This window comes from Orrella dioscoreae, assembly GCF_900089455.2.
GTDB classification, from domain to species: Bacteria; Pseudomonadota; Gammaproteobacteria; order Burkholderiales; family Burkholderiaceae_B; genus Orrella; species Orrella dioscoreae.
The window spans coordinates 2,588,687-2,602,474 of the sequence record NZ_LT907988.1 but is presented as its reverse complement, the minus strand read 5'-3'; the positions used below and the strand labels follow the sequence as shown (position 1 = coordinate 2,602,474).

Sequence of the window (13,788 nt, the reverse complement as noted above, 5' to 3'; positions counted from 1 at the left end):
GCCGCCTGGGGTAAGATCGGCATCGAGCCCGGCACACCCGAGCGATGCCGGACGAAAACAAGGGCCACAAGCCCCACAGGCCCGCCAACACTGCAAGGAGCCCTTCATGATGATCCATCGCAAGCTTGCCGCCCTCATGGCCGGCATGGCCCTCGGCGTGACCGCCCTGGCCCCCGCCGCGGCGCAGAACAAGGAACTCGTGGTCGCCACCGATACGGCATTCGTGCCCTTCGAGTTCAAGCAGGGCGACAAGTACGTCGGCTTCGACATCGACCTCTGGACTGCCATCGCACAGGAAATGGACGTGAAGTTCCGCTTCCAGCCCATGGACTTCAACGGCATCATCCCGGGCCTGCAGACCCGCAACATCGACGCCGCGCTGGCGGGCATCACGATCCGCGACGACCGCAAGAAGGTCATCGACTTCTCCGACCCCTATTACGAAAGCGGCCTGTCCATCCTGGTCAGCGACAAGAACACCGACATCAACGATGCCAAGTCGCTGTCGGGCAAGACCGTCGCGGTGAAGACCGGCACGGCCACGGTGGACTTCCTGCGCAAGGAAGTGCCCGATGCCAAGCTCAAGCTCTTCCCCAACATCGACAACGCCTATCTTGAACTGGCCACGGGCCGCGTCGATGCCGCCGTGCACGACACCCCCAACGTGCAGTACTACGCCAACAGCGCCGGCAAGGGCCGCGTGAAGGTCACCAGCGCGGTCAAGAGCGGCGACTTCTACGGCATCGCCTTCCCCAAGGGCAGCGACCTGGTGCCGAAGGTCAACAAGGCGCTCGCCACGTTGAAGGGCAACGGCAAGTACGACGAGATCTACGCCAAGTGGTTCGGCAAGCAGGCCAAGTGAAAGCCGGGTAAGCAAGGCCTGTTGACTGCCTTGCAGACGGCATGAATGCCATTGCCCGCCGGCCATCGGCGGGCAATGGCCCGGACCTGGCGCCGCGGCGCCGGACAGCCGGATAACGCCATGCTTTCCGGGCGGGCGGCCCTGCGCCGCGTCCGCCCAGTCCAACCAGGAGACGCATTTGGAATTCGACTGGACAGTCATCTCCGAAGCCATGCCCAGCCTCATCCAGGGCACCAAAATGACCGTCAAGATCACCCTCTGGGGTCTTTTCGGCGGCTTCATCCTCGGCGCGCTCGCGGGCGTCGCCCGGGCCTACGGGAACATCGTCCTGTCAGGCATCGCGCAGGTCTACGTCTCCATCATCCGCGGCACGCCCATCGTCGTGCAGGTGATGTTCATCTACTTCGCCTTGCCCCTGCTGGCAAATATCCGCGTCGATGCGGAGTGGGCGGCCATCGTCACGCTCATCATCAACTCGGGCGCCTACATCGCCGAGATCGTGCGCGGCGCGCTGCTGTCGGTGCACAAGGGCCTGAAGGAAGCCGGCCAGGCCATGGGCCTGCCGTTCCACAAGATCCTGCTGCACATCATCGGGCCGGTGGCCTTCCGCCGCATGATCCCGCCGCTGGGCAACCAGTGCATCATCAGCCTGAAGGACTCCTCGCTCTTCATCGTCATCGGCGTGGCCGAACTGACGCGCCAGGGCCAGGAAATCATGGCCAGCAACTTCCGCGCCGTGGAAATCTGGTCGGCCGTGGCCATCATCTACCTGATACTCACAGGCACCATCGCGCTGGTTCTGCGCCTGATCGAACGGAGGATGCGCATACTATGAGCATGGTCGAATTTCGCGACGTCACGAAGCGGTTCGGCGATAACGTCGTCCTGAACGGTGTCACCCTCGACATCGATGCGGGCGAGGTGGTCGTCGTGGTCGGCCCGTCCGGGTCGGGCAAGTCCACCTTCCTGCGCTGCATCAACGTGCTGGAAACCATCCAGGGCGGCGAGCTGCGCGTGGACGGCATCAGCGTGACAGGCACCCCCGAGCAGGTCCGGGAAATCCGCCGCGAGGCGGGCATGGTCTTCCAGCAGTTCAATCTGTTCCCGCAGATGACGGCGCTGGAGAACGTGATGTTCGGGCCGGTCCACACGCGCGGCATGCCGCGCGCCGAAGCGCGCCAGCAGGCGCAGGCGCTGCTGGCCAAGGTCGGACTGGCCGAACGCATGGACCACTATCCCAGCGAGCTTTCCGGCGGTCAGCAGCAGCGCGTGGCGATCGCCCGCGCGCTGGCCATCAAGCCCAAGCTGATGCTGTTCGATGAACCCACCTCGGCGCTGGATCCCGAACTGCGGCACGAAGTGCTGCAGGTCATGAAGACCCTGGCCGACGAAGGCATGACCATGATCGTGGTCACGCACGAGATGGAGTTCGCCCGCAAGGTGGGCAGCCGGCTGGTGTTCTTCGACGGTGGCAAGGTGGCGCATGATGGGCCGCCCACCGAACTGCTGGCGAATCCGCCCAGCCAGCGGCTGAAGGACTTCCTGCAGCACGTGGCCTGAGTCATCCAGGCTGTGGCGCGGCAACGGCCCCGGGCATCTGCGTGCCTGGGGCCGTTCTGCATCAGAACCTGAGTTTCAGATTCACGCCAACGCTGCGCTCGGCGCCCAGCTGGGCATAGGCCGGCTGCGCTTCGCGGTCGATGAAGGTGACGTAGCGCTTGTCGAACAGGTTCCTGGCGAACACGCTCACCTGCCAGCGATCCTGGCGGTATCCAAGCTGCGCGTTGACGATGACGCGCGAGCCGATCGTGTCCTGTGGCGGAATGCCGAAGCGGCCCTCGTAGCCCGAGGTGTACTTGGCGTCGGCGGCCAGGTAGAAACCGCCGGGCCACTGATACCGCCCGCCCAGGCCCACGCTCCACTCGGGGGCTTCGGGAAAGGCGCGGCCCGACAGGTCGCCGTAGCTGGCGTGGTTGAAACGCTGGAACCTGGTGTTCAGGTACCCCAGCGACGCGAACAGGGACAGCCGCTCATTGGCCTGGTAGGTGGGCTCGATTTCCAGGCCCCAGGTCCGTGACGAGGCCGCGTTGGCGGTCTCGCGATAGGACTGGTCCGCGGGATCGGGGCGGATCTCGATCTGCTGGTCCTTGTAGCGCGTCAGGAACAGGTTGGCGTTCAAGGACAGGCGTCCGTCCAGATAGCTGCCTTTGTAGTACAACTCGTAGTTCTGCGCGGTTTCCGGGTCGTAGTATTGGGCTTGGCCCGTGTTGTAGTTCACATAGAAGCCGCCCGTGCGGAACCCCTGCGTATAGGTGGCGCCCACCGTGTGGTCCGGCGTGATCGATTTCGACAGTCCCACTTTCGGCACGAAGTTGTACTCGTCGAAGTCGGCGCTGTTTTCGTAAGTGAAGGGCACGCCGCCATAAGGGTAGGTTTCGGCGTTGCGCTGCGCGGTGCGTTCGCGCAGGTAGTCCAGGCGGCCGCCCAGTGTCGCGCGCCAGGTGGGCAGGAATTCGTAGGTGGCTTCGCCGAACGCCGCCAGGTTGGTGGTTCGCCGGCGGAAGCTTTCGGCCAGTTGGAGGTGCGGCACCAGCGCCGCGCCGAAGGTGGAGTCATAGTCCTGGTAGCTGCCGAACACGCCCGCCACCCAGCTCCAGCGCTCGCCTTCGTAGTTCAGTCGCAACTCCTGCGTGAGCAGCCTGTCCTCGACTTCGCCGGAAAGGCCGTCGACCAGGCCAGCCGTGCCCGCGTCGACGGAGCGGCGCCGCGTCTTGCCCAGGTGGTTGCCCGTCTGCGAGGTCAGGCGCAGCGAGTCGTTGAAGTCATGGGTCAGTTCCAGGCCCAGGTTGTGCACGGTGGTCTGCCTGAACTCCGCGTAGGTCGGGAAGGCGTACCAGTCTCCACGCGCGTCACCGAAGCCGAAGTCCGCCCCTTCGCCGACCAGGCGCTCGTTGGGCCGGTCGTCCGAATAGGCGTAGCTCAGCACCGCCCTGGTGCTGGGCGCCGAGGCGGGCAGCAACAGCAGCTTGGCGCGCAGGTTGTTGCTGATCTCGGTCTTGAATCGGTCGTAGTTGGCGTATTGCCGATAGGTCGGATAGCTGACGGGCGTCTTCGCCCGCTCGACGGAACCGCTGATGCGCAGCGCCAGCTGGTCTTCCGAGAGCGGCGTGTTGAGCATGAAGGCCGTGCCCCAAAGGTCATGGTTGCCGCCCGTGCCGGACAGCTCGGCTTCCCGCTTGAAGGTGGGATCCTTGGTCTTGATGTACACCGCGCCCGCCGTCGCGGCGCGGCCGCTCAGGGTGGATTGCGGGCCGCGATAGACCTCGACCTGCTCCGCATCCCACAGATTGCGTGCGCCAAAGCGGGCGCTGTAGCGCGTTTGCAGCACGCCGTCGACATAGACCGAGCCCATGGGCGCGCCGGACGGCACGAAGCCTTCCGTGCTCATGCCTCGGATGACGAAGCCGGAATTCAGGAAGGCGGCGTCCATCACGTTCGCCAGCCGGCGGAAGCTGTCCTGGACCGTGGTGATCTGGCCAAGCGCGATGTCTTCGGCCTTGACGATGCCGACCGAGGCCGAGGAGTTGTTCAGCGCGGTGGTTTCGCGCGAGCCATACAGCGTGGCGGTGACCGTCACCGGCGCCAGCAAGTGGGGCGGCCCCAATTGGCCGACTGGCGCCGGCAGTGCCTGCAGGGAATAGCCCGCCGCGCCCATGTCGCGCAAGACATAGCCGCTGCCCGCGAGCAGTCGGTCAAACCCTTCCTTGATGGTGTATGAACCCTGCAGCCCGTCGCTGCCGCGCCCCGCCAGCAGTTGCGGGTCGAACGAGAGCGGCACGCCGGCGGTGGCGGCGAAACGTGCCAGCACATCGCCCAGCCTGCCGCCCGCAATGGCATAAGTGCGCCGCTCGTCGCCTTCCTGCACGGTGGCCGCCAGCAGGGGAGCGGGAAGGGTGAGCGCGCCCAGCCCCACGCCAAGCAGCGCGCCGGCCAGGGCCAGTACCGGGGCCCGGCGCGGGGGAGTGGTCTGGCGAGTCGTGTCCGTCGCGGACAAGTGCGCTGCGTGGCGTGCGCCCCGCGCCTGGAGATGCCGGCGTGCCGTCATGGTCTACCTTTGCCTTGAGAGTGAGAGGGTGGCGGCATTGATGCCGCCTTCCTCATGCACACCGGACAAGTGCCAGAAAGGTATCAGCGCGCGCCATTCGGGCGCCGGTCCGGCGCGCGCTCGACGGTGATCCAGTACGGCGGATATCCCCCAAGGCGCACCGGCAGGGTCTGGGACAGCAGCGAAAGGCTGCGCGGAATATCGTCCAAGGGAAAGGCGCCGGTGACGGCCAGATCTTCCACGGCCGGGTCACGGCGCAGCACGCCCCGGTGGTAGCGGCCCAGTTCGTCCAGCAACGTGCCCAGCCGCAAGTCCTGCGCCATCAGCATGCCCTGGCCCCAAAGCTGCGCGTTGGGGTCGGCCTCGCCGACGGGCGAAATGTCCCGCGCCGTGAAGCTCGCCTGTTCGCCAGCCCTCAACACCCTCGGATGGCCTTGGGCTGGACGCAGGGCCACCGCACCCGAGAACACGGACACCCGCGTTGCCCCGGCCATCTGCCTGACGGCGTAGTGCGTGCCCAGCGGGCGCAGGCTGCCCTGGGCCGTGCGCACTTCGAAGGGGGGCAGGGCGCGGCTGTCGGCATCCTGCGGGCTGGTCAGCAGGATTTCGCCGCTGCGCAGGGTCAGCACGCGCGCCGACGCGTCGAATGCGATATCGACGGCGCTACGGGTGTTCATGTGCAACAGCGTGCCATCGGCCAGGGTCACCGTCATGCGTTGCCCTGTTTCGGTCGAAAGGTCGGCGGTCCAGGTCTGCCAAGGCGCGCGCCGTGCGCCCAGCCACGCCAGGGGCGCCAGCAGCGAGATCAGCCCCAGGCCCATCGCCGCGCGCCGGCCGGGGCGTCGCAGGCGGGCGAGGGTGCCGCGCCCAAGCGGCGCGGGCACCTGGCCGAAAGTGCGCAGCAAGCCCTCGGCCCGCAGCCAGGCCGCCTCATGGGCAGGATCCAGAGCACGCCAGCGGGCCAGCCCGTCCCGGTCGGCCTGGCTGGCCTCGCCGGATTGCAGCCGCACCAGCCAGTCAGCAGCCTCGCCAAGGATGGCAGGGTCGATGGCGTGCGGCGTGGCCGCGCCCAGCGGCAGGGTTTCAGCGGCCGGCATCAGTCCAACGCCAGGCAGGCAAGGAAGGCATCGCGCATGTGCCGTTTCACCGTGATCAGCGACACGCCCATCCGCCTGGCGATCACGGCATACGTCAGGCCGTCGAGCTGGGCGAGCAGGAAGATTTCCCGCGTGCGGGCGGGCAGCCCGCGCAGCATGGCCTCGATGCGGCAGAGCGCCTGCAGGATCAGCAAGCGGCTCTCGGGCGACGGATGGCTGGCCTCGGGCAATTGCGACAACGCGTCGAGATACGCCCGCTCGACCTCCTGCCGCCGCCAATGGTCGACCACCAGGCCCTTGGCGATATGCGTGAGCAGGGCGCGTGGCTCGGGGCCGAGATCCGCCACCGGACGGCGGCCCGTCATCACGCGGATGAAGGTGTCATGGGCCAGGTCCGCGGCGTCCCAGGTGTTGCCCAGCCTGCGGCGCAGCCAGCCATGCAGCCAGCCGTGATGATCGCTGTAGAGGGCGTGTAGATGTTGCGAGTCGAGTGTGACACCCGGCACGATGCGGTCCTTGAGCGGAATCGGGGCAGGAAAGGAAGACAGCCCGGAATAATGAGAATTATTATTATTCTATGGGCTGCGATTTCGTTTCCGCAACCGATATTGCGGACAAGGAGCAAGGCCGGGCCGGAAACTAGCCCCGCACGCGCACGATCTTCTGCACGTGCGGCACACGCCGCACGGCACGGATGACGTGAGCCAGGTGCTTGCGGTTCTCGACCTGGATGGTCAGGTTCAGCGCCACCGTGGAGACGGCATCGTCATGCATGTTCACATGGACGATGTTGGCATCGGTGGCCGTGATTTCGGCGGCGATGCGGCCCAGCACGCCGCGCTCGTTGCGGGTGACGATGTCCAGGCGGGTGGAGAAGTGCTTGGCCGTGTTGGCATCCCAGGCCACCGCCACCCAGCGTTCCGGTTCGCGCGCGCGGTTGCGCTGCGCCACCGGGCAGTCTTCGGTGTGCACGACCAGGCCGTGGCCCAGGCGGATGCCGGCGATGATGCTGTCGCCCGGAATGGGGCCGCAGCAAGGCGCCAGCTGCACTGCCTGGCCCTCGTTGCCCTGGATGGTCATGGGCGCGGCGCGCGCCGCGGTGATTTCATCCACCGCGGCGGCCGTGGTGGCCACCAGCGGGTGCTCGGGCGCGAAACGGCGCGCGACGACCGCGGCCAGGCGCTTGCCCAGGCCGATGTCGGCCAGGATTTCGTCGCGCGAGCGCGCGCCCGTGCTGCGGGCCAGCTTGTCCCAGACCGGATCGTCGGCCGCGGGCAGGTCCAGCTTGATTTCCTGCAAGGCCTGCGACAACAGGCGCTCGCCGAAGCCGACGGACTCGGCGTACTTCACGGTGCGCAGGTAATGCCGGATTTCCGAGCGGGCACGGCCGGTGCGGACGTAGTTCAGCCATTGCGCGCTGGGGCGCGAGGCGGCCGACGTGATGATCTCGACGGTGTCGCCGCTGTTCAGCTCGGTGCGCAGCGGCTGGTATTCGTTGTTGATCTTCGCGGCCACGGCCTGGTGGCCCACGTCGGTGTGGATGGCGTAGGCGAAGTCCACGGGCGTGGCGCCACGCGGCAGCGAGATGATCTTGCCGCGCGGCGTGAAGACATAGACCGCGTCGGGGAAGAGGTCGACCTTGATGTATTCGAGGAACTCACCCGAATCACCCGTCTGGCTCTGGATGTCGAGCAGCGACTGCAGCCACTGGTGCGTGCGCTTCTGCAGATCATTGAGAGTGAGGTCGTCTTCCTTGTAGAGCCAGTGCGACGCGACGCCTTCCTCGGCGACGTGATGCATGTCGCGCGTGCGGAACTGGAACTCCACCGGCGTGCCATAGGGGCCGACCAGCGTGGTGTGCAGGGACTGGTAGCCATTGAGCTTGGGAATGGCGATGTAGTCCTTGAACTTGCCCGGCACGGGCCGGTACAGCTGGTGCAGCGTGCCCAGGGCCAGATAGCACTCGGGCAGCGTATGCACGATGACGCGAAAGCCGTAGATGTCCAGCACTTCCGAAAAGGACTTCTTCTGGTCGGCCATCTTGCGGTAGATGCCGTAGAGCGTCTTCTCGCGGCCGCTGACCTCGGCCTCGATGCCGGCGGCGGGCAGGGCGGCGCGCACGGCATCGGAAATCTTGCCGATGACCTCGCGGCGGTTGCCTCGGGCAGCCAGCACGGCGCGCTTGAGCACGCGGTAGCGGTTCGGGCACATGGCCTCGAAGCACAGGTCTTCCAGCTCGCGGAACAGCAGGTTCAGGCCCAGGCGGTGCGCGATGGGTGCATAGATGTCCAGGGTCTCGCGCGCGATGCGGCGGCGCTTTTCCGGCGAGACGGCATCGAGCGTGCGCATGTTGTGCACGCGATCGGCCAGCTTGATGAGGATGACGCGCACGTCGCGCGCCATGGCCAGGAGCATCTTGCGAAAGCTCTCGGCCTGCTGCTGCGCCTTGGAGGCGAAATCCAGGCGGTCGAGCTTGGACAGGCCGTCGACGAGTTCCGCCACTTCCGCCCCAAAACGCTCGGCCAGCTCGTGCTTGGCCACGTGCTGGTCTTCCATCACGTCGTGCAGCAGGGCGGCCATGAGCGCATGCGCGTCCAGCTTCCAGCCCGCACAGATCTCGGTGACGGCGATGGGGTGCGAAATGTAGGGCGCGCCGCTGGCGCGGAATTGGCCCAGGTGGGCCTGGTCGGAGAAGCGGTAGGCCTCGCGGACGCGGGCGACGTCTTTTTCGTCGAGATAATGCGAGATGATCTCGGTCAGGCCCGCCAGCGAAGCGATGGGCGCAGCCACCGGCGCCGTGGCGGTTTCAGCCGCCTCGGCGCCGGGTTTCTTGTCGGGGGATTTTTGCTTGCCGGTACGCCTGCCCAGGCGTGACCCGGCTTTCAGTGCGGCGAGCAGTCCGGAGGATGCGTTCCTGAATCCGAAAGCCATGAAGGAAAGCCGGCTGCGTGATGAATCAGGTGGGAACCTTGCGCAGCATTTCCAGGCCGGTGACGCCGGCGGCGATTTCGCGCAGGGCGGTCACCGTGGGCTTGTCCTTGCTGTCGACGCGCGCGGCGTGGCCCTGGGCCAGTTCACGGGCGCGATAGGTGGCGGCCAGCGTCAGGTTGAAGCGGTTGGGGATCTGTTGCAGGCAGTCTTCGACGGTGATACGGGCCATGGCAATTACCTGGAGAAAATGAGGTGAGAGGGGAGCAACGCAGCGCGCGGGCTCGGGCCTTGAGCTTGAACTTTAACGCGTGAACATCAACGCATGGGAATTCACTCAGGCCAAAGGCGTCGCCGAGGACTTTGCGCCAGCCTGGCTGACGCCCGGCGTGATGCTCAACTGCGAAAAGAGTTCGGGATGCCGCGCTGCTTGCGACAGGAATCGCAAACGCGTCGCTTGAACGATTTGTGAAAGCTCGTTCAATGCGACGCTAAATTCTTGATTAATAATAACATATTCGAATTCAGGCGCGTGGGCGATTTCGCCGCCCGCGGCCAGCAGGCGGCGGGCAATCACATGGCTGTCGTCCTGGCCGCGCTTCTGCAGGCGGCTTTCCAGCGCCTCGATGGAGGGCGGCAGGATGAAGATGCCGATGGCGGCAGGGTAATGGCCGCGCACCTGGCGCGCGCCTTGCCAGTCGATCTCGAGCAGCACGTCATGGCCTTCGGCCGTGGACGACTCGATGACATCCCGGGGCGTGCCATAGAAATTGCCGTGCACTTCGGCCCATTCCAGCAACTGGTTCCCGTCGCGCATGCGCTTGAACTGCTCGACGTCGACGAAACGATACTCGCGGCCATCCACTTCGCCGGGCCGCGGCGCGCGCGTGGTGCAGGAAATGGAGAGGCGGATGCTGGGATCGCGCTCGAGCAGCGCATTGACCAGGCTGGACTTGCCGGCCCCGCTGGGGGCGGCGACCATGAACACGTTACCGGCGCGTGCAGACGACATGGGAATTCGAGGAGATGAAGCGAAGGACGAAGAATAACAAAAATGGGGCGGCAGCCTTACACTGGCCTTCTCATATAAGGAGTGTCCCCGCATGCCGTACACCACGCTGATCCAGCCCGACGAACTCCAGTCCCTGCTGCAAGCCGATCCGGCCGCCGTGCTGGTCTGCGATTGCAGCTTCGACCTGACCGACCCGCAGGCAGGACGCCGCACGCATGACGCGGCCCACGTGCCGGGCGCGGTCTACGTCAGCCTGGACGACGTCCTGAGCACGGCCAAGACCGGCCGCAACGGCCGTCATCCGCTGCCCACCGTGGAAGAATTCGCGGCCCGCATGGCCGCCCTGGGCCTGGAGCCTGGCATGCAGGTCGTGGGGTATGACAATGCCGGCGGCATGTACGCCGCGCGCCTGTGGTGGATGCTGCGCTGGGCGGGGCATGAGGCCGTCGCGGTGCTGGATGGCGGCCTGGCCGCCTGGCGCGACGCGGGCTTTCCCGCCAGCGACCTGGCCACTCCCGCGCGCGCGGCGGGCCGTTACGCGCCGGCGCCCTCGCTTGTCAACCGCGTGGACTACGACACGCTGCGTGGCCATGTCGAAGCGGGTGATCGCCTGGTGATCGATGCGCGCGCCGCGGATCGCTTCCGCGGGGAAAACGAGACGCTGGACCCGGTGGGCGGACATATCCCGGGCGCGCGCAACAGGTTCTTCAAGGACAACCTTACGGACCAGGGGCGTTTCAAGTCGCCCGCGGCGCTGCGTGACGAGTTCGCCGCCATACTGGGCGACACGGCGCCGGCGCGCGTGGTGGCGCAATGCGGCTCGGGCGTCACTGCCTGCCACAACCTGCTTGCCATGGAAGTGGCCGGCCTGGGCGGCGCGACGCTGTATCCGGGCTCCTGGAGCGAATGGAGCGCCCAACCCGGCGCGCCCGTGGCTACCGGCACGGCCTGATCCCGCGCGCTTGCCTGGCGGCGCGACAGGTGCCTGCCGGGCGTCCCTGTTACTGCCGATCTCCGCACATGCAACCGTCTGTTCCCGGTGGATACGAACGTCCTTTTGGGTGCGTTGCGGCAAATTGGATGCGCTAGCATGCTGCCACCCCGGATCAATCAGGAGTCAGCATGGGTGTGCAGAACAAGGTAGCGGTGGTTACCGGCGCGGGAACAGGCATCGGTCGAGCGGTCGCCCTGGAACTGCTTGCCTGCGGTTACCGCGTGGCCTTGGCCGGACGCCGGCGCGAACAGCTTGAGCAAACCCGCACGGCGGCAGGCGACGACGCGCTGCGTGCGCTCGTCGTGCCGACCGATGTGACCAATGAGGAGTCCGTGCGCGGCCTGTTCGACCAGACGCAGCGCGAGTACGGCCGCGTCGACGTGCTGTTCAACAATGCCGGGCGCATGAGCCCCGAGCTGCCGGTGGACGAGATTCCCGTGGATGTCTGGCGTGAGATCGTCGACGTCAACCTCACCGGCATGTTCCTGTGCGCACGCGCCGCCATGCGCATCATGAAGGCGCAGGATCCGCAGGGCGGACGCATCATCAACAATGGCTCGATCTCGGCCCAGTCGCCGCGGCCGATGTCGGCGCCTTACGCCGCCACCAAGCACGCCATCACCGGCCTGACCAAGTCCATTTCGCTGGATGGCCGCGGCTACAACATCGCCTGCGGACAGATCGACATCGGCAACGCCGCCACGGACATGACCCAACCCATGGCCGACGGCATTCTCCAGGCCGATGGCTCCCGCAAGCAGGAATCCCGCATGGATGTCGCCCATGTGGCGCGCGCGGTGGCAACCATGTCCGACCTGCCGCTGGAAGCCAACGTGCAGTTCATCACCATCATGGCGACGACCATGCCCTTCGTGGGACGCGGCTGAACAGGACGTGAACGGGGCCTGGTCGGGCCCTTCAAGAAGAGGAAGAGTGTCCGCGCCCGCCCGGGCGCGGGGGATCAGCTCGCGCTGGCCAGCGTTTCCTGTTCCAGGTACCGGCGCCCGCCGGTATAGCGCTTGGCCCAGTAGCTGTTGCTGAGCTTGTCGACGCGAACCTTGGCGCCACGCGACGGCGCGTGGACGAACTTGCCTTCGCCGATATAGATGCCGACATGGGACGCCGGGTGGCGCATGGTGTTGAAGAACACCAGGTCGCCGGGTTGCAGCTGGGCGGTCTTCACCGGCTTGCCCAGCGTGCGCTGCTGGCGAGCGCGATGCGGCATATCGATGTCCGCAATCTTGGCGAAGACGAAACGCACCAGTCCGCTGCAGTCGAAACCGTCTTCGGGATTGTCGCCGCCCCAGGAATAGGGCGTGCCGATTTCGGCCAGCGAGGCCGTCACCACGCGTTCGCCCACCGTCTGCCTGGCATGGCGGCGCATCCAGGTTTCCAGCCTGACGGGCTTGGCCGACGGACGCTTGAGCGCGCTTTCGGTCGCCACGGACTGAGGCTTGAGCTCGATGCGGATCGGCGTGGGATCTTGCGGCGTGGCCTGGGCGGCGAGGGGCGCAGCGGCCAGCAGGAGCAGGGCAAGCAGTGCGCGGGGGCGCGGCACTGCCGAAAAAACGGAGGCGGGCGCGTGATGTCGTTGTGGCGGCGTCATTAGGCGTCGGGCAGGAAGCGGAGGGAGGCGCGGGCAACCGGGGCGGAACCACCCACCCGGCACGCGGCGCGCGTGCAAGTCAAATACCGGTAAAGAACGGGAAAAACGCAGCAGATTGTAGGGGATTATCACTTATCGTGCAGAGGGCATGAATTTATTACAGAAGATGACAACCGAATATGTGCAAATAAGCCCCCATTGAAGGGGGATCGCGCCGCCTGGGTTTCGCATGCATACTGGATCGCCCCGGCGCGCATCCGGCAAGTCGGCACGCCCGATCCGCGCCCATTGCGGCCCCTGAAATGGAGTGGTCACGTCATGCGCCCGCAATATGTGACAGGTAAGCTGGCTCGCTTGAAAAATGCGCCCAGATTTTCCCGTGCAAGGTGATCCAGGCAAGGCGGCTGCCTGTGGCAGCGCAATGCATCGCGTCTGGCCTGCGAGCGCTGGTTTTCCTTTGCAAGGCCATCGGGTCGCCTGGGCATTGGCCGCGTTCCTCGTCCTGTCCTGCGCGAGCCTGCCGACGGCCAGTTGGACGATGCCCGCGCCAGCCGAACAGGCCGACGCGAGCAATCACGCGAAGCGGGTGTTTGATTTCGATATCGCGGCGCAAACCTTGCAGGATGCGCTGGAGCAATACGGCGCCGTGACGGGCGTGTCCGTGGTGTATCTGGGCACGCTGGTCACAGGCAGGCGGTCCCAGGCAGTGTCGGGGCGCCTCGAGGCCGGAGAGGCCTTGCGGCGGCTGTTGGCGGGCTCGGGCCTGTCGGCCCGCTACACGAGCCAGAATGCGCTGGTGCTCGTGGGTGCGCCGCAATCCCCGCGCGGAGCCTCCACGCCGGCGGCTTCCCGGCCGGAAGCGGGAAGGTATCGTCAGTACTACGGCACGGTGCAGGGTGCCCTGCGGGCAGCGCTGTGCAGGGACCCCTTGCTGGCCAAGGAAGATTTCCGTGCCGCCCTGCAGTTCTGGGTGTCGGCCGCGGGAAGATTGGAGCGGATCCGCCTGCTCGATTCGACAGGCTTGCCCGCAAGAGATGACGCGTTGCTGAGGTCCCTGGAAAGAGCAGTGGTCGGTCCGCCGCCGCCAGGTTTCGAGCAGCCATTTACGATGATCATGTTGCCGCTTTCAGCGGGCAGGACGGCGAGTTGCGATGACGGTCGATGAAGGATCGCTGGATACGGGA

General features: G+C 66.4%; 13 protein-coding genes. 6 read left to right on the top strand and 7 right to left on the bottom strand.

Translation table 11 applies throughout. The features are described from left to right. Window positions 1–109: 109 nt before the first annotated feature. From glnH to glnQ, 3 genes are all read left to right on the top strand, one after another. Window positions 110–862, top strand: a complete 753-nt coding sequence (gene glnH / locus ODI_RS12215; RefSeq protein WP_067750319.1) for a glutamine ABC transporter substrate-binding protein GlnH — start codon at window positions 110–112, stop codon at window positions 860–862. A 178-nt stretch (window positions 863–1,040) separates the two neighbouring features. Further along, a complete protein-coding gene (gene glnP, locus ODI_RS12210; RefSeq protein ID WP_067750169.1) occupies window positions 1,041–1,697 on the top strand; it encodes a glutamine ABC transporter permease GlnP in 657 nt (218 codons plus the stop codon). Beyond that, window positions 1,694–2,422, top strand: a complete 729-nt coding sequence (glnQ, locus tag ODI_RS12205) for a glutamine ABC transporter ATP-binding protein GlnQ (RefSeq protein ID WP_067750171.1) — start codon at window positions 1,694–1,696, stop codon at window positions 2,420–2,422. The genes glnP and glnQ overlap by 4 nt, the downstream gene beginning before the upstream one ends. 61 nt (window positions 2,423–2,483) lie before the next feature. Here the strand turns inward: glnQ and ODI_RS12200 are convergent, their stop codons facing one another. The 6 genes from ODI_RS12200 to gmk all read right to left on the bottom strand — a co-directional run bounded on the left by ODI_RS12200 (window position 2,484) and on the right by gmk (window position 10,004). Continuing rightward, window positions 2,484–4,916 (bottom strand): TonB-dependent receptor domain-containing protein, encoded by a 2,433-nt coding sequence (locus ODI_RS12200; RefSeq protein WP_067750320.1) that lies wholly within the window; start codon window positions 4,914–4,916, stop codon window positions 2,484–2,486. Between the two features lie 134 nt (window positions 4,917–5,050). Further along, window positions 5,051–6,064 carry a FecR domain-containing protein gene (locus tag ODI_RS12195; RefSeq protein WP_067750173.1) on the bottom strand — a complete coding sequence of 338 codons (1,014 nt, stop codon included), beginning with the start codon at window positions 6,062–6,064 and terminating at the stop codon, window positions 5,051–5,053. Next, window positions 6,064–6,573: a sigma-70 family RNA polymerase sigma factor gene (locus ODI_RS12190; protein WP_067750175.1), complete on the bottom strand. Its 510-nt coding sequence runs from the start codon at window positions 6,571–6,573 to the stop codon at window positions 6,064–6,066. Before ODI_RS12190 ends, ODI_RS12195 begins: the two co-directional genes overlap by 1 nt. 130 nt (window positions 6,574–6,703) lie before the next feature. Then, complete coding sequence (locus ODI_RS12185) at window positions 6,704–8,995, bottom strand: RelA/SpoT family protein (protein ID WP_067750177.1); 2,292 nt, start codon at window positions 8,993–8,995, stop codon at window positions 6,704–6,706. 25 nt (window positions 8,996–9,020) lie between these two features. After that, window positions 9,021–9,224, bottom strand: coding sequence for a DNA-directed RNA polymerase subunit omega (gene rpoZ / locus ODI_RS12180; protein WP_067750179.1), 204 nt, complete (start codon window positions 9,222–9,224; stop codon window positions 9,021–9,023). Window positions 9,225–9,329: 105 nt separating this feature from the next. Further along, a complete protein-coding gene (gene gmk / locus ODI_RS12175) occupies window positions 9,330–10,004 on the bottom strand; it encodes a guanylate kinase (protein WP_074046763.1) in 675 nt (224 codons plus the stop codon). A gap of 91 nt (window positions 10,005–10,095) precedes the next feature. Between gmk and ODI_RS12170 the strand changes: the two genes are divergently transcribed. Then, window positions 10,096–10,956 (top strand): sulfurtransferase, encoded by an 861-nt coding sequence (locus ODI_RS12170; RefSeq protein ID WP_067750181.1) that lies wholly within the window; start codon window positions 10,096–10,098, stop codon window positions 10,954–10,956. A 170-nt stretch (window positions 10,957–11,126) separates the two neighbouring features. After that, window positions 11,127–11,885 (top strand): SDR family oxidoreductase, encoded by a 759-nt coding sequence (locus tag ODI_RS12165; RefSeq protein ID WP_067750183.1) that lies wholly within the window; start codon window positions 11,127–11,129, stop codon window positions 11,883–11,885. A 74-nt stretch (window positions 11,886–11,959) separates the two neighbouring features. Here the strand turns inward: ODI_RS12165 and ODI_RS12160 are convergent, their stop codons facing one another. Next, a complete protein-coding gene (locus ODI_RS12160) occupies window positions 11,960–12,604 on the bottom strand; it encodes a C40 family peptidase (RefSeq protein WP_082985167.1) in 645 nt (214 codons plus the stop codon). A 484-nt stretch (window positions 12,605–13,088) separates the two neighbouring features. Between ODI_RS12160 and ODI_RS12155 the strand changes: the two genes are divergently transcribed. Beyond that, a complete protein-coding gene (locus ODI_RS12155; RefSeq protein WP_162292300.1) occupies window positions 13,089–13,769 on the top strand; it encodes a TonB family protein in 681 nt (226 codons plus the stop codon). Window positions 13,770–13,788 lie beyond the last annotated feature (19 nt).

Excerpts from the sequence above, each read along its gene's own strand:
- glnH (WP_067750319.1), top strand. The coding sequence starts at position 110 with ATGATCCATCGCAAGCTTGCCGCCCTCATGGCCGGCATGGCCCTCGGC.
- glnQ (WP_067750171.1), top strand. The coding sequence starts at position 1,694 with ATGAGCATGGTCGAATTTCGCGACGTCACGAAGCGGTTCGGCGATAAC.
- ODI_RS12195 (WP_067750173.1), bottom strand. The coding sequence starts at position 6,064 with ATGCCGGCCGCTGAAACCCTGCCGCTGGGCGCGGCCACGCCGCACGCC.
- ODI_RS12185 (WP_067750177.1), bottom strand. The coding sequence starts at position 8,995 with ATGGCTTTCGGATTCAGGAACGCATCCTCCGGACTGCTCGCCGCACTG.
- rpoZ (WP_067750179.1), bottom strand. The coding sequence starts at position 9,224 with ATGGCCCGTATCACCGTCGAAGACTGCCTGCAACAGATCCCCAACCGC.
- gmk (WP_074046763.1), bottom strand. The coding sequence starts at position 10,004 with ATGTCGTCTGCACGCGCCGGTAACGTGTTCATGGTCGCCGCCCCCAGC.
- ODI_RS12170 (WP_067750181.1), top strand. The coding sequence starts at position 10,096 with ATGCCGTACACCACGCTGATCCAGCCCGACGAACTCCAGTCCCTGCTG.
- ODI_RS12165 (WP_067750183.1), top strand. The coding sequence starts at position 11,127 with ATGGGTGTGCAGAACAAGGTAGCGGTGGTTACCGGCGCGGGAACAGGC.
- ODI_RS12160 (WP_082985167.1), bottom strand. The coding sequence starts at position 12,604 with ATGACGCCGCCACAACGACATCACGCGCCCGCCTCCGTTTTTTCGGCA.